General features: G+C 64.2%; 26 protein-coding genes and 3 pseudogenes. 9 read left to right on the top strand and 20 right to left on the bottom strand.

From position 1 onward, the window contains the following. Positions 1–22 precede the first annotated feature (22 nt). Entirely contained in the window at positions 23–781 is a 759-nt protein-coding gene (locus tag J9893_RS15470; protein ID WP_210599785.1) for an AraC family transcriptional regulator, read from the top strand. Between the two features lie 84 nt (positions 782–865). Continuing rightward, positions 866–1,204, top strand: coding sequence for a tRNA-binding protein (locus J9893_RS15465; RefSeq protein ID WP_010675707.1), 339 nt, complete (start codon positions 866–868; stop codon positions 1,202–1,204). Positions 1,205–1,287: 83 nt separating this feature from the next. Here J9893_RS15465 and J9893_RS15460 read toward each other — a convergent pair whose 3' ends face one another. The 3 genes from J9893_RS15460 to nudE form a co-directional block, all read right to left on the bottom strand. Beyond that, on the bottom strand, positions 1,288–2,556 hold the full coding sequence (locus J9893_RS15460; RefSeq protein ID WP_029314815.1) for an aromatic amino acid transport family protein: 1,269 nt from the start codon (positions 2,554–2,556) through the stop codon (positions 1,288–1,290). A gap of 411 nt (positions 2,557–2,967) precedes the next feature. Beyond that, a complete protein-coding gene (gene cysQ, locus J9893_RS15455) occupies positions 2,968–3,780 on the bottom strand; it encodes a 3'(2'),5'-bisphosphate nucleotidase CysQ (RefSeq protein ID WP_010675709.1) in 813 nt (270 codons plus the stop codon). A gap of 44 nt (positions 3,781–3,824) precedes the next feature. Beyond that, complete coding sequence (gene nudE / locus J9893_RS15450) at positions 3,825–4,433, bottom strand: ADP compounds hydrolase NudE (protein ID WP_039040577.1); 609 nt, start codon at positions 4,431–4,433, stop codon at positions 3,825–3,827. Between the two features lie 147 nt (positions 4,434–4,580). Here nudE and yrfG point away from each other — a divergent pair, with 147 nt between their 5' ends. Continuing rightward, positions 4,581–5,249 carry a GMP/IMP nucleotidase gene (yrfG, locus tag J9893_RS15445; protein ID WP_210599768.1) on the top strand — a complete coding sequence of 223 codons (669 nt, stop codon included), beginning with the start codon at positions 4,581–4,583 and terminating at the stop codon, positions 5,247–5,249. Positions 5,250–5,328: 79 nt separating this feature from the next. Here yrfG and J9893_RS15440 read toward each other — a convergent pair whose 3' ends face one another. Next, positions 5,329–6,435, bottom strand: coding sequence for an NADH:flavin oxidoreductase (locus J9893_RS15440; protein ID WP_210599769.1), 1,107 nt, complete (start codon positions 6,433–6,435; stop codon positions 5,329–5,331). 116 nt (positions 6,436–6,551) lie between these two features. Here J9893_RS15440 and J9893_RS15435 point away from each other — a divergent pair, with 116 nt between their 5' ends. Next, a complete protein-coding gene (locus J9893_RS15435) occupies positions 6,552–7,457 on the top strand; it encodes a LysR family transcriptional regulator (RefSeq protein ID WP_210599770.1) in 906 nt (301 codons plus the stop codon). Here the strand turns inward: J9893_RS15435 and tyrS are convergent. Continuing rightward, a complete protein-coding gene (tyrS, locus tag J9893_RS15430) occupies positions 7,452–8,717 on the bottom strand; it encodes a tyrosine--tRNA ligase (protein ID WP_210599771.1) in 1,266 nt (421 codons plus the stop codon). The two genes, J9893_RS15435 and tyrS, sit on opposite strands and share 6 nt — an antisense overlap. Before the next feature lie 145 nt (positions 8,718–8,862). Here tyrS and J9893_RS15425 point away from each other — a divergent pair, with 145 nt between their 5' ends. Beyond that, complete coding sequence (locus tag J9893_RS15425) at positions 8,863–9,672, top strand: helix-turn-helix transcriptional regulator (protein ID WP_052815529.1); 810 nt, start codon at positions 8,863–8,865, stop codon at positions 9,670–9,672. 48 nt (positions 9,673–9,720) lie between these two features. Here the strand turns inward: J9893_RS15425 and exeN are convergent, their stop codons facing one another. The 15 genes and pseudogenes from exeN to exeC form a co-directional block, all read right to left on the bottom strand. After that, complete coding sequence (exeN, locus tag J9893_RS15420; RefSeq protein WP_201984827.1) at positions 9,721–10,479, bottom strand: GspN family type II secretion system protein ExeN; 759 nt, start codon at positions 10,477–10,479, stop codon at positions 9,721–9,723. Continuing rightward, on the bottom strand, positions 10,476–10,967 hold the full coding sequence (gene exeM / locus J9893_RS15415) for a GspM family type II secretion system protein ExeM (protein WP_201984828.1): 492 nt from the start codon (positions 10,965–10,967) through the stop codon (positions 10,476–10,478). Before exeM ends, exeN begins: the two co-directional genes overlap by 4 nt. Beyond that, on the bottom strand, positions 10,964–12,148 hold the full coding sequence (gene exeL / locus J9893_RS15410) for a GspL family type II secretion system protein ExeL (protein ID WP_080767872.1): 1,185 nt from the start codon (positions 12,146–12,148) through the stop codon (positions 10,964–10,966). The genes exeM and exeL overlap by 4 nt, the downstream gene beginning before the upstream one ends. Before the next feature lie 115 nt (positions 12,149–12,263). Continuing rightward, positions 12,264–13,283, bottom strand: coding sequence for a GspK family T2SS minor pseudopilin variant ExeK (exeK, locus tag J9893_RS15405; RefSeq protein ID WP_201984829.1), 1,020 nt, complete (start codon positions 13,281–13,283; stop codon positions 12,264–12,266). Continuing rightward, positions 13,273–13,347, bottom strand: a pseudogene (locus J9893_RS15400) (type II secretion system protein GspJ); the annotation flags it as partial. The pseudogene J9893_RS15400 and the gene exeK, both read right to left, overlap by 11 nt. A 25-nt stretch (positions 13,348–13,372) precedes the next feature. Next, positions 13,373–13,447: pseudogene (locus tag J9893_RS15395) on the bottom strand (type II secretion system protein GspJ); the annotation flags it as partial. 25 nt (positions 13,448–13,472) lie between these two features. Next, positions 13,473–13,547, bottom strand: a pseudogene (locus J9893_RS21780) (type II secretion system protein GspJ); the annotation flags it as partial. 25 nt (positions 13,548–13,572) lie between these two features. Beyond that, on the bottom strand, positions 13,573–14,214 hold the full coding sequence (exeJ, locus tag J9893_RS15390; RefSeq protein WP_201984830.1) for a GspJ family T2SS minor pseudopilin variant ExeJ: 642 nt from the start codon (positions 14,212–14,214) through the stop codon (positions 13,573–13,575). A gap of 44 nt (positions 14,215–14,258) precedes the next feature. Continuing rightward, positions 14,259–14,603 (bottom strand): type II secretion system minor pseudopilin GspI, encoded by a 345-nt coding sequence (gene exeI, locus J9893_RS15385; protein ID WP_210599786.1) that lies wholly within the window; start codon positions 14,601–14,603, stop codon positions 14,259–14,261. A 74-nt stretch (positions 14,604–14,677) separates the two neighbouring features. Further along, the gene (exeH, locus tag J9893_RS15380; RefSeq protein WP_039040587.1) at positions 14,678–15,241 is read right to left on the bottom strand and encodes a GspH family T2SS minor pseudopilin variant ExeH; all 564 of its coding nucleotides are present in this window, start codon (positions 15,239–15,241) and stop codon (positions 14,678–14,680) included. Between the two features lie 47 nt (positions 15,242–15,288). Further along, positions 15,289–15,720 (bottom strand): GspG family T2SS major pseudopilin variant ExeG, encoded by a 432-nt coding sequence (gene exeG, locus J9893_RS15375; RefSeq protein WP_010675723.1) that lies wholly within the window; start codon positions 15,718–15,720, stop codon positions 15,289–15,291. Positions 15,721–15,836: 116 nt separating this feature from the next. Continuing rightward, positions 15,837–17,057, bottom strand: a complete 1,221-nt coding sequence (gene exeF, locus J9893_RS15370) for a GspF family T2SS innner membrane protein variant ExeF (RefSeq protein WP_039040588.1) — start codon at positions 17,055–17,057, stop codon at positions 15,837–15,839. A gap of 1 nt (position 17,058) precedes the next feature. Then, a complete protein-coding gene (gene exeE / locus J9893_RS15365) occupies positions 17,059–18,564 on the bottom strand; it encodes a GspE family T2SS ATPase variant ExeE (protein WP_041211720.1) in 1,506 nt (501 codons plus the stop codon). After that, positions 18,564–20,618 (bottom strand): type II secretion system secretin GspD, encoded by a 2,055-nt coding sequence (gene exeD / locus J9893_RS15360; protein ID WP_210599772.1) that lies wholly within the window; start codon positions 20,616–20,618, stop codon positions 18,564–18,566. The genes exeE and exeD overlap by 1 nt, the downstream gene beginning before the upstream one ends. A gap of 21 nt (positions 20,619–20,639) precedes the next feature. Then, the gene (gene exeC / locus J9893_RS15355) at positions 20,640–21,491 is read right to left on the bottom strand and encodes a GspC family type II secretion system variant ExeC (protein ID WP_272876397.1); all 852 of its coding nucleotides are present in this window, start codon (positions 21,489–21,491) and stop codon (positions 20,640–20,642) included. A gap of 213 nt (positions 21,492–21,704) precedes the next feature. Here exeC and hslR point away from each other — a divergent pair, with 213 nt between their 5' ends. From hslR to J9893_RS15335, 4 genes are all read left to right on the top strand, one after another. Next, entirely contained in the window at positions 21,705–22,103 is a 399-nt protein-coding gene (hslR, locus tag J9893_RS15350) for a ribosome-associated heat shock protein Hsp15 (protein ID WP_010675728.1), read from the top strand. Between the two features lie 103 nt (positions 22,104–22,206). Further along, positions 22,207–23,091, top strand: coding sequence for an Hsp33 family molecular chaperone HslO (gene hslO / locus J9893_RS15345; protein WP_010675729.1), 885 nt, complete (start codon positions 22,207–22,209; stop codon positions 23,089–23,091). Between the two features lie 149 nt (positions 23,092–23,240). Further along, positions 23,241–24,866, top strand: coding sequence for a phosphoenolpyruvate carboxykinase (ATP) (pckA, locus tag J9893_RS15340; protein WP_010675730.1), 1,626 nt, complete (start codon positions 23,241–23,243; stop codon positions 24,864–24,866). 172 nt (positions 24,867–25,038) lie between these two features. Beyond that, positions 25,039–25,704: a GntR family transcriptional regulator gene (locus tag J9893_RS15335; protein ID WP_039040592.1), complete on the top strand. Its 666-nt coding sequence runs from the start codon at positions 25,039–25,041 to the stop codon at positions 25,702–25,704. Positions 25,705–25,721: the final 17 nt, after the last annotated feature.

Genomic DNA, 25,721 nt, shown 5'->3' with positions numbered 1-25,721 from the left:
GGCAAACGATGCATCCCTTTCAATGACGCGGCCCGGTGCCGCGTCATGCTTATCTGCCGCCTCCCCCTTCAGCCTGCGTCACTACCAGAGCGACATGCAGAGCCACAGTCATGACCACGCCCAGCTGGTGATCCCCCTCGTCGGCCCCCTCGAGATCGAGGTGCAGGGTCGGGGATGTCGCCTCGCCCCCGGTTTTGCCTGCATCATCGCCCCTGGCCTTCGCCACGACTACGCCGCCGACCCGGCGCACGTGTTTCTGGTGCAGGAGAGCCACTGGCTGCCGGCAGCCCTGGGGGACCACCCCTTCGTCGAGCTGGATGAGGCCCAGCGCCACTACCTCGCCTTCCTGCACCGCATGGTGGCCGAGGGGCGCCACGTGGCCGGCATGGATCAGGTGTGGCTCGGGCTGCTGACCGAGGGACGCGGCATGGGCCCCGCCGTCGCTCCCCGCATAGCCCCTCGTATCGCCAAGGTGCAGCGTCATATGGAAGCCCACCTCGCAGACCCCCTCACCAACGAGGAACTTGCCGCCATCGCCTGCCTCGGCCTGAGCCAGTTCAAACACGCCTTTCGCCAGCAGGTGGGCACGAGCGTCTCCCACTACCTCAGGATGCGGCGTATGGCGCTGGCCCGCAGCCTGCTCGCCCGCACCCGGCTGCCCGTCGGCGAAGTGGCCAGCCGCTGCGGCTACCAGAACCAGGGGGCCTTTGCCGAGCGCTTCCTGGCCGAGACCGGACTGACCCCTTCCCTCTGGCGCCAGCAAAACGGCCGCCTGCCGTAATCAGTCGGCTCTTTGCCGAAGACAATCCCCGGGCATTCGAGGCATGCTGAGGCTCATGCAAGGTATGGGCAACGAGGAGCCAAGATGCAGACCATAAGCTGGCAGGATTTCGAGATGGTGGAGCTCAGGGTGGGCACCCTGGTGCGGGTCGAGCCCTTCCCCGAGGCGCGCCGCCCCGCCTACAAGGTGTGGGCGGATTTCGGCCCCGAGCTCGGGGTGCGCAAGAGCAGCGCCCAGATCACCGACCTCTATCGACCGGAGGATCTGGTGGGCCGCCAGATCGTCGCCGTGGTGAACTTTCCCCCCAAGCAGATAGGCCCCATCCAGTCGGAGTTTCTGCTGACCGGCTTCTATCGCCCGGATGGCGCCGTGGTGATCGCCATCCCCGAGCAGGCGGTGGAGAACGGCGCCAAGCTGGGGTGAGACGACGGCAAGGCAACCAGAGAGCAGAAACAAGAGAGGCGACCCCCGAGGTCGCCTCTCTTGTTTGATGCTGACGGCCTGGCTTATTTCAGCAGGCTGAACAGCAGGGCCGAGACCGCCAGGGCACCGGTCAGCAGGATGAAGCCGTTGACCCAACGGTGACGGAAGCGGGCCAGCGCCTCCACCTTGTAGATGGCCACCACCGGCATGATGAAGAGGATCATGGCGATGACGGGACCGGAGAGGGTCTCCATCAACCCCAGAATGCCCGGGTTGATGATGGCGGCGCCCCAGATGGCGAAGAACATCAGGGCGATGCCGAGCTTGTCCGCCTTCGCCAGCGGCAGGCCGGTGGGCTTGGCGATCAGGCTTTTCAGGCTCTCGCGGGCACCGAGGAAGTGGCCGAGGAAGGAGGAGCTGATGGCGATGAAGGCGATGAGCGGCCCCAGGGTCACGATCACCGGGTTGTCGGTGATGTTGGCGAGATAGGAGAGCACGGAGACGTTCTGGGCCTTGGCCTCGGCCAACTGAGCCGGGGAGAGGCTCAGCACGCAGGAGAAGACGAAGAAGAGCACGAAGCCCACCAGCATGACGGTGGTGTTGCGCAGGATCAGGCCGCTCTTGGTTTCGGCCTGCTCCCCGTATTCCCGGCGCTGCACGTTGGCAAAGCCCGAGATGGCGGCGGCGTGGCTGAAGGCGAACACGGTGACCGGCAGCGCCAGCCAGACGGTGTTGAGGAAGCTCGTGCCTTCAAAGGCGGTCACTTCCGGCCACTGCCACTGGGGAATGAGGTAGCAGGAGAGGGCCAGCAGGATAGCCGCCAGCGGGTAGACCATGACGGCGAAGGCCCGCAGCATCGCCTTCTCGCCGGCCAGCATCACGGCGATCATGGCGAACACCAGCACGCCGGAGAGCATCACCCGATCCGGGGAGGCCAGGCCGAGCTGGTTGACCATGAAGCTCTCCACCGTGTTGGTCAGCCCGACGCCGTAGATGAGCAGGATCGGGAAGATGGAGAGGAAATAGAGCGCCGAGATGAGGCGCCCGGCCATCTTGCCGAAGTGCTCCTCGGCCACCTCGGTGAAGTCGGCCTGGGGGCGCGACGACGAGAGCACGAAACGCGCCAGCCCGCGGTGGGCCAGGAAGGTCATGGGACCGGCCAGCACGGCGACGATGATGAGGGGCCAAATCCCCCCCAGACCCAGGTTGATGGGCAGGAACAGAATGCCAGCGCCGACGGCGGTGCCGAACAGGCTGATGACCCAGTGGGTGTCGTGGCGACGCCAGCCGGTGCTGGCCATGGTGGAGGGGGAACCGGACAGCTCCCGTGAGACGTCTGCAGATAAACTCATCGATAAATCACTTTTATGTAGTATTAAAATCTAAAAACATTGTGCTCCTTTAGCATTTAATTCTCAAAAAGGGAGGCTGGCAGATCTCACTGGCAAAGCCCTGTTCCACCAGTGAGATTGGGAGGAAATTTCACCCCGGATTATTCAATTAATCCTGACATTAACCAAAAGTTAGGAATATAAAACCAAAATTAAAACCCACGTCGATTTTTTGTTTCGATGAAATGCGTGTTTTCAGAATTAACTGAAATTTATGCCAGTGCAGCCAGATTGGATATGATGATCCACTGCCGTTATCGCCATCATTAGCGAATCTCCCTAAAATCCCCGTAACCAGCCAGTGGATCACACCAATGCAATCAGGCGACCCTGTGGTCGCCTGATTGCATTCTCTGCGAGCTGGTCGACCCGTCAGTGGGCCAGAATGCGACCCCAGGCGAGATCCGGGTCCCCCATCACGATGAAGTCCGGGTTCTCCAGCGACTCGGTCTCGTTGTAGCTCAGCGGTTGCAGCGCTAGGCTGAGGATGCGGCCCCCTGCCGCCTCCACGATGCACTGGGCGGCAGCGGTATCCCACTCCCCGGTGGGGCCCAGGCGCACGTAGCAATCCGCCACGCCTTCCGCCACCAGGCAGGACTTGAGGGAGCTGGAGCCGAGCGGGATCAGCTCGTAGTGGATGGCCGGGTTGAGGCGACGGGTCAGGTTCTCCAGTTTCTGGCGGCGGCTGATGGCCACCACCAGGGAGTCAGGCTGATCGTGTTCATGATGGATGGCGCTGATGGGACGGCTCTCGCCGTTCGCCTCCTTGAAGGCGCCGTGACCGCGCACCGCCCAGTAGAGCAGATCGGATTCGGGGGCATAGATGACCCCGAGCACCGGGACATTGTCCCGCACCAGGGCGATCAGGGTAGCGAAGTCGCCGCTGCCTGCGATGAACTCGCCAGTGCCGTCCAGCGGGTCCACCAGCCAGTACTGGCGCCAGTTCGCACGCTGGCTGAAGGGGATGTCGGCCGCCTCTTCGGTCAGCACGGGGACATGGGGAGTGAGCGCTGCCAGCGCCTGTTTGAGGTAGGCATCGGCAGCAAGATCGGCACTGGTGACCGGGGTCGCATCCTCCTTCAACTGGCGTTCGAACTGACCGCCGCGATAGATCTCGTGAAGGATCCTGCCCGCCTCACGGGCGATCTCCTTGACCTCGGGTATCCAGGCCAACAACTCCTGCATGGTGCTTACCTCTGCCTCTGATTGCCAAACAGCCCCTCTGCGGGCTAATTTCCCTGCTCCGCCAGCCATTTGCTGGCCAGCAGCAGGGCACTGATGCTGCGCGACTCGGTGAAGTCCGGTCGCGCCAGCAACTCGTCGATCCGGTTGAGGGGCCAGGGGATCACCTCGAGAGGCTCGGGCTCGTCACCGACCCGCTGCTCGGGGTAGAGATCCCGCGCCAGCAAGATGTCCATCCGGCTGGAGAAATACCCCGGCGCCAGCGACACCTGCTTGAGCAGGGTCAGGCTGCTCGCCCCGAAGCCCGCCTCCTCCATCAGCTCCCGGTTGCCCGCCTCGAAGGCATTTTCACCGGGGTCTATCAATCCCTTGGGGAAACCCAGCTCGTAGGAGTGGGTGCCCGCCGCGTACTCGCGCACCAGCAGCAGGGTGTGGGCATCGAACAGGGGCACCACCATGACGGCCCCCCGGTTGCCGCCGCGCATCCGCTCGTAGACCCGCTCCTCGCCGTTGGAGAATTTCAGGTGAAGGGACTCCACCTTGAACAGCCGGCTCTCGGCCACGATCTCGGCCTTGAGGATCTCCGGCTTGCTCTTGTCATGGGCCATGGTCTCGACACTGAGGTGGACGGGATTGCGCTTGTGGGGATCGCTCATCGGGGGCTGACTGCTCGTTAAAAAATCGTGTTTCAAGAGTAAACGACTCCCCTGCCGAACACCACGGGGCAAAGAGGGGAAAGATGTCTGAAAAATCCGTTATAATGCGCCCCGTTTTTCCCATCACCACAGACATCGCGAGGCCCCATGTCGACTCCCCTGCCCTGGCACCAGATTGATACCGTGTTGCTCGACATGGATGGCACCCTGATCGATCTCCATTTTGACAGCCATCTGTGGCAAACCCTGGTGCCGGCGCGCTACGCCGAGCGACTCGGCCTGCCGCTGGCCGAGGCGAAGGCGCAGATAGACACTCACTATCATGCGGTCAACGGCACCCTCGACTGGTACTGCGTGGATTACTGGACCCGGACGCTCGGGCTCGACATCCGCGCCCTCAAACAGGAGATCCTGGAGAAGATCCAGTGGCGCCCCAACGTCATTCCCTTCCTGGCCGCACTCAAGACCGCCGGCAAGCAGGTGGTGCTCTTCACCAATGCCCATCCCGCCAGCCTGTCGGTGAAGGATGCACGCCTCGGCCTCGCCCAGCACCTCGATCTGATGGTGAGCACCCATGAGCTCGGGTGGTCGAAGGAGAGCCAGCACTGCTGGCAGGCACTGGCCGAGCGGCTGGCGTTCGACCCGGTCCGCACCCTCTTCGTGGATGACAGCGAGCGGATCCTGGCCGCCTCGGCCGAGTTCGGCATCGCCCACCAGCTCGGCATCCGTCACCCCGACAGCCAGATGCCGCCGCTCACCTTCCAGCACTTCCCGGCGCTCGACGACTACGCCGACCTGCTCCCTCTCGGCGCCTGACACGCACAAGGCCCTCTTCACGAGGGCCTTGTCACATCAGCTCAGCAGCCTGCCGAGCGCATACCGTTCATGAAAGCCCTCAGGCCGCATCGCGCGGGGCCAGCACCCCCATGCTGGCCAGGTAGTCGAGGGCGCTTGGGGTGAAGCCGACCTCCGTGAGGTGCGCCGCCGTGAAAGGGGCTGCATGCAGAGGCAGGCCGCGGCTCACCCGTTCCATCCAGTCCGGATTGCCAAGGGCCGCCGTGCCCACCGCCACCAGATCGGCGCCGCCGGCCAGAGCCCGCTCCGCCGAATCTGCGTCGCTAATCTTGCCCGCCACCATGAGCGGCACCCGCCCGGCCAACCCGACCCTTACCGCCTCCAGCAGGGCGCCGCCGTCGGGATCCCCCGCCACCGCCTTGAAGCTGTCCCCCATGGAGAAGTGCAGGTAGTCGATCCCCTCGTCCGCCAGCAGGCGCGCCACCGCCAGCTGATGGGCCAGTTCGATGCCCTGGATATGGGCATAGCTCTCGGGGGAGAGACGCACCCCGACCAGGAAGCCCCGGGGTAGACGGGCGCGAATGCCGCGCACTATCTCCACCAGGATCCGCCCCCGGTTGGCGAGGCTGCCACCCCAGCGGTCGGTGCGCCGGTTGTGCAGGGGGTTGAGGAAGTTGCAGAGCAGGAAGTGGTGGGCTGCGTGCAGCTCGACCCCGTGCAGGCCGGCGCCATGGGCCCGCTCCGCAGCGCTCACAAAGGCGTCAATGAGCGTCAGAATCTCCTCCTCGCTCAGCCCCTTGACCCCGAGGGGGTAACGCCCGCCCGGCGCCAGCGCGCACGGGCCGACTGGCGCCCCGTCGTTCAGCTCGGGCAGAGCCCGCATCCCGCCGTGATGCAGTTGCACCACCGCCAGCGCCCCGGCCTGCCGCGCACTGTCGGCCAGGGCCGTGAAGGCCTGCTGCTGGGCATCCGTCATCAGGGCAGGGTGCCCCGCCCAGCAGCGTCCGCCAGGCTGCACCTGGGTGGCAGCGGCGATGAGCAGGCCGAAGCCGCCACGGGCACAGCGCGCCAGCCAGTCGAGCTCGGCCTGGCCGGGATCACCGCCTGCGCCGCTCATGTTGTGGGTCAAAGGGGCCAGCACGGCCCGGTTCTTGAGCCGCAATCCGGCTCGCTCGAAGTGGAAGCTGTCGCCCAATGTCTTGTTCATCGTCCTCTCCCGGGATCGCAATGGCATGGCGGCCACTATAAACCCGGGCCACCAGGATATAATCAGGCGCACAAGCAAGACATTCATTCCCAGCAAGACACAATAGGCCACCCCTCATGCGTCACCACAAGTTCGATACCCTCTACCTGATGCGCCTGCTGGTCGCCATCGTCCGCTGCGGCTCCTTCGCCGCGGCGGCGGCCCAGCTCGGCATCACCCCGAGCAAGGCGTCAAAAGATCTGCGCCACCTGGAGCAGAGCCTCGGCAGCGTGCTCCTGAGCCGCACCACCCGCCGGGTGCAACTGACCGACGCAGGAGAGCTCGCTTACCGCCAGGCCGACCAGATGATCGCCCTGCACGAGCAGTTGCTGGACGGCCTGCAGCGCCGCCGCTCGGCACTGTGCGGGGAGCTGCGCATCACGGCGCCGGATCTGTGGGGAGAAGTGGTGCTGACTCCGGTGCTGCTGCGCTTTCGCGCCGACCACCCGGAGGTGCGGATCATCGCCGACTTCAGCAATACCCCGGCCGACCTGCTGCGCGACAACCTGCACGTGGCGTTTCGCAGCACCGAGCTCGGCACCCAGCCCTACCTGGCGCGCCCCATCGCGGTGGACGATCTGGTGCTCTGCGCCAGCGCCAACTACCTCGACCGCCACCCGCCCCTCAGCACACCGCAGGATCTGCACCAGCACAGTCTCATCACCCGCAGCCAGGAGTACGGCCGCCACGAGCGCTGGCCCCTCCTTGCCCAGGGGCGCGAGATCCCTCTCGAGGTAGCGGGCGAACTGGCCTTCAGCAGCAAGAAGGCGATTCATCAGGGGATGCGCCAGGGACTGGGGATAGCCCGCCTGCCGCGCTACCTGGTGGCGGCCGAGCTGGCCGAGGGGGTGGTGCGCGAAGTGCTGCCGGACTATCGCCCCAAGGGGGCCCATTTCTACGCCCTCTATACCCAGCGCCGGGCCGAGTCGGCCCTGGTCGGCCACTTCCTCGACTACGTCATCGAGGCGCTCACCCCTTCATGAGCAGATCACCAGGTGGTACTGCTTCTTGCCCCGGCGCAGCATCAGGTAGCGGCCGAACAGCCGATCGTCGGCGGTGAGCGGCTCATCCCGGCGGATCGCACCGTTGACGCTGACGGCCCCCGCCGCCAGCAGCTCGCGGGCGATCCGCTTCGAGTTGGCCAGGCCGCATTCCACCAGCAGGGTCACCAGATCCGTTTCCCCCTCGATGCAGCTGCTTGGCATGCCATCTTGCGCCAGCTGGGCCAGATCGCTCTCCCCAAGGCGTGCTACCTCGCCACTGAACAACGATTCGCTGATGCGCTGCACCGCCGCCAGCGCCCCCTTGCCGTGTACCAGTTCGGTCAGCTCGTCCGCCAGCACCTGCTGGGCCAGCTTGCGCCCCTGCCGCTTCGCATCCTCCGCTTCCAGCGCCTCAATCTCGGCCAGCGGCATAAAGCTGTAGTAGCGCAGGAATCGGTAGACATCCTCGTCTGCGGTACCGAGCCAGAACTGGTAGAAGGCGTAAGGGGAGGTGAGCACCGGGTCGAGCCAGACGGCGCCCCCCTCGGTCTTGCCGAACTTGGTGCCATCGGCCTTGGTGATGAGCGGCAGCGTCATGCCATAGACCTGGGCCTGATGCAGCCGCCGAGTGAGGTCCATGCCGCTGGTGATGTTGCCCCACTGGTCGTTGCCGCCGATCTGCAGGGTGCAGCCGAGGCGTTGGTTGAGCACGGCGAAGTCCTGGGATTGCAGCAGGGTGTAGGAGAACTCGGTGAACGAGATGCCCTGATCCGGACGGGCCAGGCGCTGGCGCACCGATTCGCGGGCCAGCATGGCGTTGACCGAGAAGTGCTTGCCGATGTCCCGCAGAAAATCGAGGGCGGACATCTGCCCCATCCAGTCGGCGTTGTTGACCAGCAGCGGCGCCGCCAGCCCGTCGCTCGCCGGCAGCAGGGCTTTTATCTGGGCCGACAGGCTGGCGACCCAGCCCTGCACCGTCTCGGCGCTGTTGAGGGTGCGCTCGCTTGCCTTGAAGCTGGGATCGCCGATAAGGCCGGTGGCACCGCCCACCAGGGCCACCGGGGTGTGGCCCGCCAACTGGAAGCGGCGCAGCATCAACAGTGGCACCAGATGGCCGATGTGCAGGCTGCCGGCGGTGGGATCGAACCCGCAGTAGACGGTGCGCGGGGTGGCGAGGTGGTCGGCCAGCGCCACCGGGTCGGAATTCTGGGCCACCAGGCCGCGCTGGGTCAGCTCATCGAGCAAGTGAGGATTTGTCATGGAGGGCTCCAACAGCAAGAGAAAGAGGGCCATCCTCGCCGTTTGCAGTGCTGGCAGATATGTCCCCCAGGGGACAGTTTTGCCACTCCCGTGCTAGCATCCTGCCATCGTGGGGAAGCCATTCCCTGACCCGGAGCCCATCGCCATGCCCCCGTCTCCTGCCACGGATACCCTGAGCCTGACCGCCGCCGTCGATGCCCTGCACGGCAGCGGCTTCCCGGCAGCACTGGTGCGCCTCATCCAGCAACAGGTGGCGTTCGACTGTGCCCTGCTGCTCGGGGTGGGGCTGCGCCCCGTCTACCTCTACGACAACCTGCATCATCAGCGGGCCCTATTGTTCGACCGCTACCTCACCCGCCACTTCAGTCAGGATCCCTTCATGCAGGCGCTGGAGCAGGGGCTGGGTGCCGGGGTCTGGACCCTGGCGCAGGTGTCACGGGGGCGGCTCGACCCCGAGTATCGCCACCACTTCTATCAGGCCACCGGCTGGCAGGAGGAGGTGGGGCTGATCCTGCCGGTGCGCGGCGGCCTCACCCTGATGCTGTTTCTGGGCCGCCTCGACAAGCGCAGCTCCCTCAGCCGTGACGAGTTGGCCAGGCTGGAGGCACTGTTCCCGCTGGTGCATTCGCTGTGTCGCCAGCACTGGCGGGAAGAGACACCCCGCCTGGCCCGCAGCCCGGCCAGGTCAGATGGCACTGACCTCAAGGGGGCGGTGGAGCAGGCTATCGCCAGTGTGGGGGGAGATCAGCTAACCCGGCGGGAGCGCCAGGTGGCGGGTTTGCTGTTGCAGGGGCTGGATACCGAGGCCATTGCCGGTGCGCTCGGCATCGGCAGCGGCACGGTGAAGAATCACCGCAAGCACCTCTACGCCAAGTTGAACCTGCACTCCCGGGCCGAGCTGTTCAGCTTCTTCCTCAATCACCTCATCACGGCGCCAGCCGGCGCGCCCCCATAACGACACCACCCCGCCGGGGCGGGGTGGTTCAAACCATGGGCAACGCCGTCAGATGCGGCCCTGATAACGCAGCGGGAAGCGCCCCTGCCCATCGGGCTGGCCGAGGAAGGGGAGCCCCTGTTTCATCTGGTCCGGCAGCTCGGGACCCGGTTTCAGGGTGCCCTGGAACAGGTACTGGCGATTGGCCTGCAACTCCAGCTTGCCCAGCACCTGCACCGCCTCCGAGCCCTGCTTGATCTCGGCCACCAGCCGGGAGTCGAGACAGGTGAGCTTGATCTCGGGATCCCCCAGGGCCAGCTTGCCCGCCGGGGTGTCCGCCTGTGCGTCATACCAGTGAAGATCCCCGTAAAGGTTGTCGCACCAGGGAATGCCCTGGGCAAACTGATCGATCTTGAGCTGCAACTGACCCGCCGCCGTCAGCGGGAAGGGGGGTCTCATCGGCACCCGCTCCAGCACCCAGGGGGCCGGCGCATTCAGGGTGATGTCGCGCCCGAAAGCGGCACCGTTCCAACCCAGGATCCCCTGCCCGTTGAGTCCGCTGCGCTCGCCAAAGCGCACCGACACCTCGGGCGCCAGCCGCAGCAGAGACCAGCCATCGAGATCCCAGCGCAACTGGGTGAGGGACTCGCTGGCATATTGCACCCGGGCGGCCTGACCGCTCCAGAGGGTGCCGCTCACCCCCTCCAGCCGCACCAGATTGGGGGGCAGCGGCAGATGACGCACCACCAGGGATGCTGGCAACTGGGCCAGCAGGAAACCGAGATAGGCCAGCAGGAAGAGGCCGGCGATCACTATTTTTCGCTTCATTGGGAACGACTCAACTGCAAACGTCTGACCTTGACCAGCCCGGGGGCCAGCCCCTCGCGGGCCAGTTCGATGATCTGCACCTGGACGCCGTATTGATCCGAGAGGGTCGCAAGCCAGATCAGCAGATCATCGAACGGCACCGTGTCTATCCATACCTGCAGCTCCTGACCCTGGGGCTGCAAGCGGGCAATCTTGATCTTCTGGTTGAAGGCGGTGCGGTTCACCACACCGTCCAGGGTACCGCCGGTATCGATCTGGCGCCCCCGTCCCCCCTGCATCGCCAGCACCTCCTGCCCCTTCTCCTTGAGCCAGGCCAGGGTCTGCTGCTGGTTCACCACCTGCCGCTCGCGCTCGGCAATGCGATTTGCCACCGGCTGCCAGATCGCCCAGTAGAAGAGCCCGATGAGCAGCACGCTGCCCCCCACCGCTACCAGCCGCTGCTCGCGGGCACTGATGCCGCGCCACCAGCTCTGCAGTTTGTCCATCATGACGACCTCCCCTTGAGCACCAGCGCCCCTTCGACCTTGCCTTCGGTGCTTCGCACCTCACCCTGCTGCACCTCGAAGCGCTTGCCCGCCAGCTCGCGGAAACGTTCGATCTCGGTGAAGCCGGGGGCCGTTACCTGCAACCTCAGCTCGCCCCGGGCTGCATCGAAGCGCAGCACCTCGGGCTTGAGGCCGGGCACCTCGGCAAACACCGGGGCCAGCTCGGTCAGGAGCAACAGGACGCCATCCTGGGGAGCCTGCCCCAACTGCTGGAGGTGCTGGGTCATCTGGCTGCGCACGTTGACGATACGCGTCTCCCCCGGGAAGATCCGGGTGTAGACCTGCCGGATCTCCGCCTTGAGGGCCTTGTCCTGTTCCGCCAGCTGGTGCAGATGCACACCGCGCTGCACCAGGGCCACCAGCAACAATACGCCTGCCAGCACCGCCACCTTGCGCCACTGCAACCAGTAGCGGGCGTATTCGGTCTGGGGACGATAGGGCCCCTGCAACAGGTTGGCCTGGCAGGTCAACGCCCCTTTCGCCAGCAACAGCATGGGCAGTTCCGGGTCAGCCCCCTGCCAGTTACCCGCCGCCATGGCGGGGATGGGAGTATGGCAGTGAAGGGTGACGGGTTCGGTCTGCGCTGCCAGCAGCATGGCCAGCAGGGATTCCTCCGCCACTATGCCCTGACGGGGGCCCTGGCGGACCAGCCACTCCTCCCCCAGTTGCAGGGCTGACCAGCCATCGGCGGCAAGCGGCAGCGCCAGCACATCGGGCAGCAGGTGCAGGGTCTTGAGCCCTGCCTGCTCCAGCCAGCCGAGCCAGGAGTGCATCTTCCCCTTGTCCACCGCCATCAGATCCACCTCGCGGCCCTGATGGCCGAGCACCACCAGGTGCAGATCGTCCACGTCTGAGGCGATCTGCTCCTCCAGCAGATAGGGCAGGGCCGCCGCACTCTGGCGGCTGTATTTGCCCGGCAGATTGACCCGCCGGAAGATAAGATCGCTGCCGGGCACCAGGGTCACCACGGGGCGACCACCGGCACGCTCCTGCAGCTCGCCGAGGGCGTGCGCCGAGGCCAGGATGCCGGAGGCGATGATCTCCTGCTCCTGCGCCGACCAGACCAGCCAGTGCACTGGCTGCTGCGCATTGGTCCCCAGACGGATGACCAGACTCTCGCTCACTAATGTCTCTCCTGCCATGCCCGCTCCTCCCTCAGGGGGGGGCGGGCGCACAGCCATGGGTTGCAGTCCAATCGGGGGATGCGCAGGGCAGCTGAAACCGCCCCACGCCCCCTTGTTATTCGGCGCCGCCGCTCAGGCGACGCAGCATCACCAGCTTGTTGTCCTTGCCACGCTGGAAGACGGTCTCAAGCTTGGCGCGGGTCTCCCCCACCTCCGCCAGCAGGCGGGCCTCGAAGAAGCTGCTCTTGATGTCCAGGGCGCCATCCAGCCCGGTGATGGCACCCGGCTGAACCTGCAACTGCTCCGTCATCTCCTGCTTGTTCTTCCACCCCTTCTTGGGGCGGCTGGTCAGCACCCGCTTGGCATCGTCCAGCCCGATCTTCCCCTGGTAGAGCCCCACCAGCAGGGCCGCCTGCTCCGGCCGGATGGTGTTGATGTTCACCACCAGCTTGTCATTGGGCAGGGAGCACACATAGGGGGCCAACCGGGCGTACAGGCTGGCGCTCACCCCGCGCACCGCCCGCAATTCGTCGGTGCCCAGCATCCGCTGGTTAGCCACCAGGTAGGGGGGATTGAGTCCCTCGTAGTAGGCATCCTCGGCCCCGTTGCTCGAGACCAGCTGGGTATCCTTGTCGGTCCAGTCGCGGATGGCGTCCGTCAGCTGCACCGCTTCGTAATCATCCACCTCGAGCTGGGCGAGCAGGGCCCGGAACACCTTGAACTGGTAAGGCTGGGCGTCGAGATCGTCGCCGTTCTCCCCCTCCTTGAGGGGCACGCTCAGGCTGTTGAGGTTGAAGCAGGATTGCAGATCCCGCACCCGGCCCGAGAGAGTGCCATCCTCCACCGGGAAGACCCCGTCCTCCCGCGCCCAGTTCTGTCCCAGACTCACCCGATCCGGGTCATCCTTGAAGTCCTGGTTCAGCACCTTGATCACCAGGGCCTCCGCCGACATGGCATACCACCAGGCCTGCTTGCCCAGGGTGAGGTTGGCGGTGCGACGCAGCTCCAGTTGCAGGCGGCCGCTCATGTTGCTAGCGACGATCACCATCACCGCGAGGATGAGCAACACCACCAGCAGGGCCATGCCCCGCTGTCTGCCGGGGGCCAAAGGAGGGCGGGGGCGCTTAATTGCCATTGTCCGCCCTCTGGCCACCAGCACCGATCAGGAACTGGCGACGTCGAATAGTGCCGTCATCCTTCGTGACGGACAGGGGAAAACGACGATCAGTTACCATTCTCTGCCCTCTGACCACCGGCTCCGATCAGGAACTGGCGACGTCGAATAGTGCCGTCATCCTCCGTGACGGACAGGGGAAAACGACGATCAGTTACCATTCTCTGCCCTCTGACCACCAGCACCGATCAAGAACTGGCGACGTCGAATAGTGCCGTCATCCTCCGTGACGGACAGGGGAAAACGACGATCAGTTACCATTCTCTGCCCTCTGGCCACCGGCTCCGATCAGGAACTGGCGACGGATGGTGCCGTAGTCTTCAAGCTCCAGCTCCACCGCCAGCCCATAGGGCAGCAGGTCGCGCTGGGTCCACTCCTCCTTCCACTGTCCCTTGCCGTAGAAATAGAGGCGCAGCGCCGTCACGCCGGTCAGCACGGGCTGGATGCGCGGCTCGGTGCCAATGGCCGGATCCGGATAGAGGTAGCTCAACCGCTCCAGGGTCTGCCCCTTGAGACGCCAACCCACCCGTTGCAGGCCGGAGCGCGGCAGTATGCCGTCCGGATTGAGCCAGCCGCCGCGAATGAAGGCCATGCCCCAGTCGTCGCTTTGCTGGCCGAAGCGGGACGCCGCCAGCAGCACCTTGTTGTTCTCGCCGTCGATGCGACCGCTGCGCGGCACCATCTGGGTGACGTCCCGCTCCAGCAGGCTGAAGGCGAGCTGCAGTTCCGAGAGGCGGGCCTCCTTGCGCTTGGCCACCTCGTCGCTGGTCAGCACCCCTTGCAGCACCTGATAGGCACCCAGGCTCAGGGTGGCGAAGATGGCAATGGCCACCAACATCTCAAGCAGGGTAAAGCCGCGGTGGCGCGATGGGCGGGGGTTGCTCTGGATCATCGGCTGACACCGGCTCCGGATCATGGACGCACGTTGATGAATGTTCATCGGCTGAGATAGGTCCGGATCATGGCCACCGGGCTCTCGGCCTTGGGCGCGGTGCGCACTTCCATGTCCAGCGCCCTGAAGTTGCTGTCCGCCGTGGCGACGCCGCGATAGCGCCAGTACCAGGTCTGCCCGGCCATCTCCTCGTCCCCTTCCACCCAGCTGTCTCCCGGCCACTTGCCTTCGAGCTTCTGCTGCACCAGCTGATTCTCCACCACCCAGGTCGCCAGGGTCTTCTGCTCCAGATAATTGAGGCCGGTCAGGTGTTCGCTCGCGGTCTTCATCACCGCCAGCCCGGCGATGGCAAACACCGCCAGGGCCACCATCACCTCCAGCAGCGTCATGCCGCGCCCCCGGGCGGGGCCGCCCGACAGAGCGGTGCGACGCGCTAGAACGCCCCCTGCGGGCCTGGCGCTCCTCACTCTTCTTCCTCTTCATCCTGCAACAGGGAGAGACGACCGAACTCGTCCCCCCTGACGGTGCGCAGGTAGTGCAGATCCTCGTCCTGCTGGCTCAGGGTCAGCACGAAGGGAGAGAGCTCTCCCCCCGGAAAGACCAGGATCTGGGGTGTCCGCTCGCGCTCGTCCCGACCCTGCTCCTGGCGTTCGTCCGACGCAGTACGCCAGTTGAAACCTTCCAGCTCCACCGCCAGGGTCATCCCCTCCGGCAACGTCACCGGCCCCAGCAACTTGTCACCGGTCAGGGCGCGCCACTTGCGATCCTTGGGATCCCGGGACATAAACTGCCAGCCGTTCTCCTCGACCCGCAGCCCCAGCAGCCTGCCATCCATGACCGAATACTCCTGGGCCTGCTGCAGGGTCGCCATGAAGCGGCGCGCCTGCTTGTCGAGCTCCCGATCCCCCCTGGCTCCCCCCATGCTGAGGGTGACGGCGGTCGCCACCAGTCCCATCAACATGGCGACCAGCAACACCTCCAGCAGGGTAAAACCGGCCTGGTGACGGGCCCAAGAGGCCACCTTCATTCAGGCAGCCCCGGGGTGGCGCAGTGAGCACGACGCGGCGGAATCACTTATTGGAAGTCCTTCAGGTTCCAGTTGCCGATGTCGTCATCGGTCCCGGCTTCGCCGTCCATCCCCATGGAGAAAATGTCGATCTTGCCGAACTGGCCCGGGCTCAGCAGCTGGTACTGGTTGCCCCAGGGATCCTGCGGCAGGCGCTTGATGTAGCCCCCTTCGCGGTAGCTGCGCGGCTCAGGGGATGCGGTCGGCTTGTTGACCAGGGCGTCCAGCCCCTGCTCGGTGGTGGGGTAGCGGTTGTTGTCCAGCTTGTACATGTCGAGGGCGTTTTCCAGCGCCACTATGTCGGAGACCGCTTTTTGCTGATCCGCCTTCTCCTTGTTGCCCATCAGGTTGGGCACCACCAGGCTGGCCAGGATCCCCAGGATCACGATGACCACCATCACTTCCAGCAGGGTAAAACCCGATTGACGACGCTTTTGCATGACTGACTCCCTAACGAAATGAGATGGCATGAGCCATCAACGATTAACTGTTAAACCACGATCGTTCGATTGAATTTGCAGGTTCGAATGGCGAAGCCTATTCGGGCACCCGACCCTCACAGATTCACCATGTTGTTGAGCTCCAGGATCGGCTGCAGGATCGACATCACGATAAACAGCACCACCCCGGCCATGGAGACCACCAGCATGGGCTCGAACACCCCGAGGGCGATGTTCACCTGGGTTTCGAACTCCCTGTCCTGGTTGTCCGCCGCCCGCTCCAGCATGCTGTCGAGCTCGCCGCTCTGCTCGCCCGAGGCGATCATGTGCAGCATCATGGGCGGAAAAATTCGAGTTTCATCCAGCGACTTGCGCAGGCTGGTCCCCTCCCGCACCCGCTCGGTGGCCTCACCGATGCGCATGCGGGCATAGTCGTTTGAGAGCACTTCGCCGGCGATCTTCATTCCCTCCAGCAGGGGCACGGCGCTGGCGTTGAGGATGCTCAGGGTGCGGGCAAAGCGGGCGGTGTTGAGACCGCGGCTGACCCGACCGATCACCGGCAGGCGCAGTATCACCTGGTGCCAGCGACGACGACGCTTGTCGTCGGTCAGCCACCAGCGCCAGATCAGGCCGCCAATGCCAAGGAGCAGCAGGAACCAGAGGCCGTAGTGCTGCAACAGCTCGCTGGTGCCGATGAGGAAGCGGGTGGTGCCCGGCAGTTGCTGGCCCATGTGTTCGAACTGGGCCACCACCTTGGGCACCACGGCGGTGAGCAGTATGGAGATGACCCCCACCGCCACCAGGGTGAGGACGATGGGATAGATCATCGCCTGCAGCAGCTTGGTGCGCATGTGCTGGCGCTGCTCGGTGTAATCGGCGAGACGGTTGAGCACCTTCTCCAGGTGACCGGACTTCTCGCCGGCCGCCACCATGGAGCGGAACAGCTGGTCGAACACATGGGGGAAGGCCCCCAGCGAATCGGCCAGGGAATACCCCTCCACCACCTTGCTGCGCACCGTCGCCACCAGGCTGCGCAGGTGGGCCTTCTCGCACTGCTCGGCGACCGCCTTGAGGGCCTCTTCGATGGTGAGACCGGCCCCCACCAGAGTCGCCAGCTGGCGGGTGATGAGGGCCAGTTCTGCGGTGGAGGCACCACGGCGAAACAGCACGAAGCGGTTCGCCTCCCGTTTGGCCTTCTCGGTGGTCTCGTTCACCTCGAGGGGGGTCAGCCCCTGCTCGCGCAGCAGCTGGCGCACCTGGCGGGCGGAATCCCCTTCCAGCACGCCGCTCTTGTTGCGCCCCTTGCCGTCGAGGGCCTTGTATTCAAATGCCGCCATCTCAGTCTTCCCGGGTCACGCGCAGCACCTCTTCGAGGCTGGTCTGCCCCTTGAGCACCTTGTCGATGCCGTCGCGGCGGATGCTGGGGGTGTGACCCCGGATCAGCCGCTCGATGGCGAGCTCGCCGCTGGCGCTGTGGATCGCCTCGCGCACCGCCTCGTCCACCACCACCAGCTCGTGGATGCCGGTCCGGCCGCGATAGCCGGTGTGGTTGCACTGCTCGCAGCCCACCGGACGCCAGATCTGCTGATCCGGCGCAAGCTCGATGCCCATGGCCAGACGCTCCTGCTCGGTGACAGGGTGCGGTGCGCGGCAATCCGGGCAGAGGGTGCGCACCAGCCGCTGGGCCAGTACCGCCAGGAGCGACGAGGAGAGCAGGAAGGGCTCGATCCCCATGTCCCGCATCCGGGTGATGGCGCCGATGGCGGTGTTGGTGTGCAGGGTCGACATCACCAGGTGACCGGTGAGGGATGCCTGCACCGCGATCTGGGCGGTCTCGAGGTCACGGATTTCCCCCACCATCACCACGTCCGGGTCTTGGCGCAAAATGGCGCGCAGGCCCCGGGCGAAGGTCATGTCCACCTTGCTGTTGACCTGGGTCTGGCCCACCCCTTCGAGGTCATATTCGATGGGGTCTTCGACGGTCAGGATGTTGCGATCCCGGGAGTTGATCTCCGAGAGGGCCGCATAAAGGGTGGTGGACTTGCCCGAACCGGTCGGGCCCGTCACCAGGATGATGCCGTGGGGCTTGCGAATGAGTTCGCTGATGATGTTGCGGTTGGCCAGTGTCATGCCGAGCTGCTTGAGCTCGAGGCGCACGTTGTTCTTGTCGAGCAATCGCAATACCACCCGCTCGCCGTAGCTGGACGGCATGGTTGAGACCCGCACGTCCACCGCCCGGCCGCCGATGCGCAGTGAGATGCGGCCATCCTGGGGCACCCGCTTCTCGGCGATGTCCATGCGCGACATGACTTTGATGCGCGACACCAGCAAGGAGGCGAGTTTGCGGTGGGGGCGCAGGATCTCCCGCAGCACCCCATCGATGCGAAAACGGATCACCAGGGCCCGCTCGAAGGTCTCGATGTGGATGTCGGACGCCTCTTCTTTTATCGCCTCGCTCAACATGGCATTGATGAGGCGAATGATGGGGGCGTCGTCGTCGGCATCCAGCAGATCCTCGCTCTGGGGCAGCTCTTCGGCCAGGGCAAAGAAGTCCATCTCGTTGCCGAGATCCTCCATCAGCTGACGCGCCTCGGAGGAGTCACGCTGATAGTGGGCCATCAGGAGCGTCTCGAACTCGTCGTTGCCAAGCTGCTCCACCGCGAAGGCACAGCCCGCCACCCGGCGCACCTCCAGCAGGGTCTGGGGGGAGATCCCCTGACGACAGAGCAGCACCGGGGCACCCTGGCGCTCGGTCAGGATGGCCCCGAAGTTGCGGGCAAACGCGAACGGCAGTTCCGGCAGGGGAGCCGGCAGCTCGCTGCCATCGAGCTGGTAGGCGGCCATCAGGGCTTGCTCTGCACGAAGGGCTGCTCCTGCACCTGGGCGCGCACGCCGGTGGCGGTCGCCTGCTGCTGGGCCTGCATTCTCTGGATCTGCTGTTGCACCTCGGGGGACATCATCACGTCCTGGCCATAGGCGGGCAGCACCTGGCGAACCGGCGAGGTGGCATAGCCCTCTTCCGCAGCCCGGCTCAGCTGTTCGGCCCTGAACAGGGTGTACTTGTTGCTGGAGACCCCGGAGTAGACATTGGCGTCACGCAATATGGTCGGGCGGATGAAGACCATCAGGTTGCGCTTGGCGGTGGAGGTCTTGGAGGAACGGAACAGGTAACCCAGCACCGGAATGTCCCCGAGCAGGGGCACCTTGGAGATCTGCTCCTGGGTCTGTTCGTCCATCAGGCCGCCCAGCACCACTGTCTCGCCGCTCTTGACCAGCACGGCGTTCTTCACGGTGCGGGTATCGAAGGTGGGGCCCAGGTTGGCGGTCCCGGTCGCCTGCTTCTGTGCCACGCTGGAGACCTCCTGCTCGATGTTGAGCAGCACGGAATCTCCTTCGTTGATCTGGGGCGTCACCACCAGCTTGGTCCCCACCGTCTTGCGCTCTATGGTGTTGAACACCTGATCGCTGGTGGTGGAGCTCTGGGAGCCGCTCTGCACCGGCACTTCCTGACCGACGTTGAAGGAGGCCTCCTTGTTGTCCATGGTGACGATGCTCGGGGTGGAGAGGATGTCGTTCTTGCTGTTGGTGGAGAGCGCCGTCACCAGCGCCGCCCAGTCCCCGTGATAGAAGCCTGCCGCCATGCCGCTGAAGCTGCCCGCCAGGGATGACAGGCCGTCGGTGTTGCCGTTGTCTTTGTAATCCTTGGCGGCGATGGCCAGGGAGCCGATGGGCAGACCGGTGTCGGTGAACTGGGTGCCGCCGCCATTGGTGTTGGCCCACTGCACCCCGAGGTTCATGCCGTCACCATCCGATATCTCGACGATGATGGCCTCCACCAGCACCTGGGCACGACGAATGTCGAGCTTGGCGATGACCTGCTCCAGCTCGGCCATCACGTCCGGCTGGGCGGTGATCACCAGGGCATTGGTGGTCTCGTCGGCGGAGATGGCGAGCTGGCCGCCGCCGATGCTGGCGCCGCCCGTGGCCGTGGCAGCCGCCCCGCCCTTCTTGTCGGCGGCGATGCTGGAGCTGACCCCCTTGAGGACGTCCACCAGATCCTTGGCCTTGCCATATTTCAGGTAGAAGACCCGGGTGTTGCCCTGGCTCTGCAGATCCCGGTCGAGCTGGCGCACCATCTGGATGATGCGGGCACGGGCCTTGGGCTCGCCGCTGATGACCACGGAGTTGGTGCGCTCGTCGGCCACCACCTTGGGGGAAAGCAGCAGCGAGGCGTTGGCCCCCTGATTGCTGCCATCCTTGTTGAGGTTGGTCACCAGCCGCACCATCTCGCCGGCGGAGGCGAACTTGAGCTTGATGACGTCCATGTCCTGATCCCCCGCCTTGTCCACCCGGCGAACCACCTCCACCAGGCGGTTGACGACAGCGGCGCGGCCAGTGATGAGCAGCACGTTGGAGGGCTCGTAGTGGACCACGTTGCCGCCGCCGGCGTTGTCGTTGAGCTGACGCAGCAGGGGGGCCAGTTCACGGACCGAGACATTGCGCACCGGCACGACCCGGGTCACCATCTCGTCACCCACGCCGGGGTTGGTGTCATCCACCACGGGGATGGCCGAGGTCTTGGCATCCTTGGAGCGCACTACCTTGAGCACGCCGTTGTTCATGGGCACCACGGCAAAGCCGTAAACGTCGAGCACGCTCAGGAAGAACTGGTAGTACTGATCCTCGTTGAGCAGGTCATAGCTGCGCACGTTGATCTTGCCGCGTACCGATGGCTCTATGATGATGGTTTTGTTCAGGTTCTTGCCGACCGTGTTGATGAACTCCTCGATGTCGGCGTTCTTGAAACTGGCGGAATACTCGGTGGCCCAGGCAGAACCGGCCATCATCAAGGCTGCCGCCATGGTGGCCAGACGCCAGCCCTTCCCTTTATTTGTCATTCTTGGTGCTACTCCAATTCATTATTCTGACAAGCCGACATAGACGTCATAGAGCTGTCCTTGCCGCTCGACGGTGACGGTCATTTCCGTGGCGCCCGCCACCTGCTGCATCGCCTGCATGGCCTGGGCGTTGTCACGCAGATCCAGGCCGTTGATGCTGACCGCCAGATCGTTGGCGACCAGTCCGAGTTGATTGAACAGTTCCGGATTGCGACCCGGGTTGAGGCGATAGCCGGTCATGCGACCGTCCACCCGGACCGGAGAAATATTGAGGTAATCGGTGATCTTGCCCGGGTTGCCCAGCAGTTCGCTGCGCACGGAGGAGAGTCCCTCCTGGCGGGCCGGTTTGGGCAGGGGCTTGCCATACTCCTCCCCGTCCAGCATCAGGGTCTCGTCACGGCCGTCCCGGGCGATGATGACCCGATCGGCAAACACCTGGCGGATCCTGGCCTGGGTACCGTCGATGTAGTCTCCGATGCCGTAAGAGTTCTGTGTCCCGTTGTGGGCGATGATAGCGATGGACTTGGCGGGATCCGAGCTTGCCAGCACCCCGTTGAGCTGGGCATTGAGCTGGGTTTTCGGGGCATCCGCCGCCACCGTCTCTGCCACCTTGTCTGCCTGGGGTTGCAGCGCCTTGCCAAAGAGAGAGAGGCGGCTGAGGTTGCCAAGATCGAGGCGATCGCCACCACTCCCCTGCACCGAGGTGACCGAGGGTTGCCAGGGGGTCAGGGGAGCGGGCTGGGCCAGTTCGTACAGGCGCCAGGTGAGCACGGCACACTGCTGGGCCAGCAACAGCAGCAGAAGCCAGAACAGGGGCTGGCTGAAACGGGAGAGTGGCATGGCCTTGCAGCGAGCCAGAAGGGAAGTCAACAAATCATCCCTGAACGGTAGCGTCATCTTTCTCAAAATTGTCTGGCATCCAAGTCGGTTGGCTATTGTGTACGGCAATGGACCCAGAGACAACCGACCGGATGGGACCAAGGGGTGAAAATTCAGTTTCCGTCACACCCGGATGCCCCCTGTTTCTATCCCGGGGCCCGCCTCTGGTATAATCAGGCACCTTTTCAGCCATCCCGGAGCCGATCCATGTCGAATCCAGCACAAAGCAGCACTCAGGTCCGTCTCGACAAGTGGCTGTGGGCCGCCCGCTTTTACAAGACCCGCAGTCTGGCGCGGGATCAGATCGACGGCGGCAAGGTGCACTACAACGGCCAGCGCACCAAGCCAGGCAAGGCGGTCGAGGTCGGCGCCCTGGTGCGATTCTGGCAAGGCCAGGACGAGCGGGAGGTGCGGGTGCTCGAGGTGAGCGAGCAGCGCAAATCCGCCCCGCTGGCCCAGCAACTCTATGAAGAGACAGAGGCCAGCCTGAAGAAACGGGCCGAAAACAGCGAAGCCCGCCGCTTCAACAGCCAGTTTGCCCCAAGCCCGGAGCGCCGACCCGACAAGCAGGAGCGACGCCAGCTTATCCGGGTCAAACAATCCTAATCCGCGTCTGTGGCCCCTTTATGACGACAGGTGGAGGAATTAGTTCCTAACCACCTGTTTAACAATGTGTTTATTTTCCCCAAGAACATCCTAGGAAACCATGATGAGTAACCAAGACCTCCTGTATCGCTATCTGTTCGAAGAGTACGAAGTGCGTGGGGAGCTGGTCCAGCTGGATCGTACCTACCGCCACATCATCGACGCCCAGAACTACCCGGTACAGGTGCAGCACCTGCTGGGCGAGCTGCTGGTTGCCACCAGCCTGCTGACCGCCACCCTCAAGTTCGAAGGCTCCATCACGGTGCAGCTGCAGGGGGACGGTCCGGTACGTCTGGCCGTCATCAACGGCGACAACAACCAGCAATTGCGCGGCGTGGCACGCTATGAAGGGGAATTGCCGACGGACGGCAAGCTGCAAAGCCTGATCGGCAACGGCCATCTGGTCATCACCATCACCCCGGATCAAGGAGAGCGCTATCAGGGCATCATCGCCCTGGAGGCCGACACCCTGGCGGCCTGCCTGGAGCACTACTTCGCCCAGTCCGAACAACTCGCCACCCGCCTCTGGATCCGCACCGGCCACCACGAGGGCGAGCCCCGTGCGGCGGGCATCCTGCTGCAGGAGCTGCCGGCCCAGAGCGAGGATCACAGCGAAGATTTCGACCACCTGGTCCAGCTCACCACCACCATCAAGGACGAAGAGCTGTTCGGTCTGGACGCGGAAGAGATCCTCTACCGCCTCTACCACCAGGACAAGGTACGGGTGTTCGATCCCCAGGCCATCGAGTTCCGCTGCACCTGCTCCCGCGCCCGTTGCGAAGGGGCTTTGCTGCAGATAGACAAGGAGGAAGCGGTATCCATGGTGCAGGAGCTCGGCAAGATCGACATGCACTGCGATTACTGCGGCGCCCACTACGAATTCGACGGGATAGACATCGAAACCCTGTTCAGCAGGGCTCCCGGTAATGATGCAAACCAGTTACACTAATCAAAGGCGGGCAAAACCCGCCTTTAACTTAAATAACAAAAAAATACCCTATTTTATAAAGTTTGATGGCGATCGCTAAAAACTACCACCTAGGTGGTAGCATGAACGTCAGATAGAACCCTACACACCTCTGAACCCAGGAGAATACAATGACAATCGTGGTAGAACCCACCCTGGCCCAACAACTGAAGCTGGACCAATACGGTATCAAAAACAGCCAGGAAATCGTTCGCAACCCCTCCTATGAGCAGCTTTTCGCTGAAGAGACCCGCTCAGACCTTGAGGGCTTCGAGCGTGGCGTCGTCACCGAGCTTGGCGCCGTCAACGTCAACACCGGCATCTTCACCGGCCGCTCCCCTAAAGATAAATATATCGTCAAAGATGCCACTACCCAGGATACTGTGTGGTGGTCTGACCAGGGTAAAAACGATAACAAGGCGATTACCCCGGAAGTGTGGTCACATCTGAAAGGGCTGGTCACCAAACAGCTCTCCGGCAAGCGTCTGTTCGTGGTGGACGGCTTCTGCGGCGCCAACCCGGACACCCGCCTGGCAGTGCGCATCATCACCGAGGTGGCCTGGCAGGCGCACTTCGTGAAGAACATGTTCATCCGCCCGAGCGAAGAGGAGCTGAAGACCTTCAAACCGGACTTCGTGGTGATGAACGGTGCCAAGTGCACCAACCCGAACTGGAAGGAGCAAGGTCTCAACTCCGAGAACTTCGTCGCCTTCAACATGACCGAGAAGATGCAACTCATCGGCGGCACCTGGTACGGTGGCGAGATGAAGAAGGGCATGTTCTCCATGATGAACTACTTCCTGCCCCTGCGCGGCATCGCCTCCATGCACTGCTCCGCCAACGTGGGCAAGGATGGGGACGTGGCCATCTTCTTCGGCCTCTCCGGCACCGGCAAGACCACCCTCTCCACCGATCCCAAGCGTCAGCTGATCGGCGATGACGAGCACGGCTGGGATGATCACGGCGTGTTCAACTTCGAAGGGGGCTGCTACGCCAAGACCATCAAGCTCTCCGAAGAGGCCGAGCCGGACATCTACCACGCCATCCGCCGCGATGCGCTGCTGGAGAACGTGACCGTGGCCGCCGATGGCACCATCGACTTCGACGACGGCTCCCGCACCGAGAATACCCGGGTCTCCTACCCCATCTATCACATCGACAACATCGTCAAGCCGGTCTCCAAGGCGGGTCACGCCACCAAGGTGATCTTCCTGACCGCAGACGCCTTCGGTGTGCTGCCCCCGGTCGCCAAGCTGACCAAGGAGCAGACCAAGTACCACTTCCTGTCCGGCTTTACCGCCAAGCTGGCCGGTACCGAGCGCGGCATCACAGAGCCGACCCCGACCTTCTCCTCCTGCTTCGGCGCGGCTTTCCTCAGCCTGCACCCGACCAAGTACGGCCAGGAGCTGGTGAAACGGATGGAAGCGGCAGGGGCTGAAGCCTACCTGGTCAACACCGGCTGGAACGGCACCGGCAAGCGGATCTCCATCAAAGATACCCGTGGCATCATCGACGCCATCCTGGATGGTTCCATCGAGAAGGCGCCGACCAAGGTACTGCCGGTGTTCAACCTGGAAGTGCCGACCGAGCTGCCGGGCGTCAACCCCGCCATCCTGGATCCGCGAGACACTTACGCCGACCAGGCCGAGTGGGATGCCAAGGCGGCCGATCTGGCCGGGCGCTTCATCAAGAACTTCGAGCGCTTCACCGACAACGACGAAGGCAAACGCCTGGTCGCGGCGGGTCCGCAGTTGTAAGAAACGCGCCTCGCGCTCGCAATCCCGTACCGGTCAGCCCTGCTGGCCGGTATTTTTTTGGCCGATGCGCGGCATATGGCTCCCGCCAAGCCTTGCCTTGACGGCCCTTGCGCGTTAGATTCAGCCAAACTTTATACAATATACAATTTTGCAACCTGCCCGTGACCCCAGCATGACCCCACCTTACAAGACCCGAACCCAGATGGTGATGGAGAACCTCCGCGGCCGGATATTGCGTGGCGAGTTTGCTGCGGGCGCCCCCCTGCGCCAGGACGCCATCGCCAAGGAGCTGGCGGTGAGCCGCATCCCGGTGCGGGAAGCCCTGATGCAACTGGAAGCTCAGGGGCTGGTGAAGTTCGAGGCCCATCGCGGCGCCGTGGTGACCATGCTGGATGCCTCGGCCATCGAGGAGCTCTTTTATTTGCGGGCACTGCTCGAAGCCGATACCCTGTTCCACGCCGTCGACCTGATGACGGAGGAGACCTTCGCCCAGGCGCAAGCCATCCTCGCCCAGTTTGATCTGGCGCTGGAGTCTGGCACCCAGATCGAACACTGGGCCGAGTTGAATCACCGCTTTCACGCCACCCTTTACCAGGCAGCCAATCGCCCCCAGGCACTGGAACTGATCGCCCAGATCAATCTGAGCTGCGACCGCTATGTGCGTTTCGAACTGCTGTTCGCCCAGGGCGGCGTGGACAAGGCCGAGCGGGAGCACGCCCGACTCCTTGAACTGTGCCGCGCCCGGCGCAAGCACGAAGCAGTGGTACTGCTCAAGCAACACATCGAGGCGGCAGGCCAGTCGATCAGACAGATCCTGGCAGGCGGCCACCATCAATGAACACTCACATCACCACA

The sequence above is a fragment of the Aeromonas sp. MaB10011B genome, from assembly GCF_017939325.1.
GTDB lineage: Bacteria > Pseudomonadota > Gammaproteobacteria > Enterobacterales > Aeromonadaceae > Aeromonas > Aeromonas caviae.
Note: the sequence above shows the minus strand (reverse complement) of the source record. Positions and strands in the feature narration are given on the sequence as shown.

Coding starts and splice junctions, on each gene's coding strand:
- exeH (WP_039040587.1), bottom strand. CDS start 15,241: ATGAAGGTGGCCTCTTGGGCCCGTCACCAGGCCGGTTTTACCCTGCTG.
- hslO (WP_010675729.1), top strand. CDS start 22,207: ATGAGTAACCAAGACCTCCTGTATCGCTATCTGTTCGAAGAGTACGAA.
- exeN (WP_201984827.1), bottom strand. CDS start 10,479: ATGAAGCGAAAAATAGTGATCGCCGGCCTCTTCCTGCTGGCCTATCTC.
- exeJ (WP_201984830.1), bottom strand. CDS start 14,214: ATGATCCAGAGCAACCCCCGCCCATCGCGCCACCGCGGCTTTACCCTG.
- J9893_RS15470 (WP_210599785.1), top strand. CDS start 23: ATGACGCGGCCCGGTGCCGCGTCATGCTTATCTGCCGCCTCCCCCTTC.
- J9893_RS15335 (WP_039040592.1), top strand. CDS start 25,039: ATGACCCCACCTTACAAGACCCGAACCCAGATGGTGATGGAGAACCTC.
- exeM (WP_201984828.1), bottom strand. CDS start 10,967: ATGATGGACAAACTGCAGAGCTGGTGGCGCGGCATCAGTGCCCGCGAG.
- hslR (WP_010675728.1), top strand. CDS start 21,705: ATGTCGAATCCAGCACAAAGCAGCACTCAGGTCCGTCTCGACAAGTGG.
- exeI (WP_210599786.1), bottom strand. CDS start 14,603: ATGACGCTGCTGGAGGTGATGGTGGCCCTGGCGGTGTTTGCCATCGCC.
- J9893_RS15465 (WP_010675707.1), top strand. CDS start 866: ATGCAGACCATAAGCTGGCAGGATTTCGAGATGGTGGAGCTCAGGGTG.
- J9893_RS15425 (WP_052815529.1), top strand. CDS start 8,863: ATGCCCCCGTCTCCTGCCACGGATACCCTGAGCCTGACCGCCGCCGTC.
- pckA (WP_010675730.1), top strand. CDS start 23,241: ATGACAATCGTGGTAGAACCCACCCTGGCCCAACAACTGAAGCTGGAC.
- yrfG (WP_210599768.1), top strand. CDS start 4,581: ATGTCGACTCCCCTGCCCTGGCACCAGATTGATACCGTGTTGCTCGAC.
- J9893_RS15435 (WP_210599770.1), top strand. CDS start 6,552: ATGCGTCACCACAAGTTCGATACCCTCTACCTGATGCGCCTGCTGGTC.
- exeG (WP_010675723.1), bottom strand. CDS start 15,720: ATGCAAAAGCGTCGTCAATCGGGTTTTACCCTGCTGGAAGTGATGGTG.
- exeE (WP_041211720.1), bottom strand. CDS start 18,564: ATGGCCGCCTACCAGCTCGATGGCAGCGAGCTGCCGGCTCCCCTGCCG.
- exeF (WP_039040588.1), bottom strand. CDS start 17,057: ATGGCGGCATTTGAATACAAGGCCCTCGACGGCAAGGGGCGCAACAAG.
- J9893_RS15440 (WP_210599769.1), bottom strand. CDS start 6,435: ATGAACAAGACATTGGGCGACAGCTTCCACTTCGAGCGAGCCGGATTG.
- tyrS (WP_210599771.1), bottom strand. CDS start 8,717: ATGACAAATCCTCACTTGCTCGATGAGCTGACCCAGCGCGGCCTGGTG.
- exeD (WP_210599772.1), bottom strand. CDS start 20,618: ATGACAAATAAAGGGAAGGGCTGGCGTCTGGCCACCATGGCGGCAGCC.
- exeK (WP_201984829.1), bottom strand. CDS start 13,283: ATGGCAATTAAGCGCCCCCGCCCTCCTTTGGCCCCCGGCAGACAGCGG.
- cysQ (WP_010675709.1), bottom strand. CDS start 3,780: ATGCAGGAGTTGTTGGCCTGGATACCCGAGGTCAAGGAGATCGCCCGT.
- nudE (WP_039040577.1), bottom strand. CDS start 4,433: ATGAGCGATCCCCACAAGCGCAATCCCGTCCACCTCAGTGTCGAGACC.
- J9893_RS15460 (WP_029314815.1), bottom strand. CDS start 2,556: ATGAGTTTATCTGCAGACGTCTCACGGGAGCTGTCCGGTTCCCCCTCC.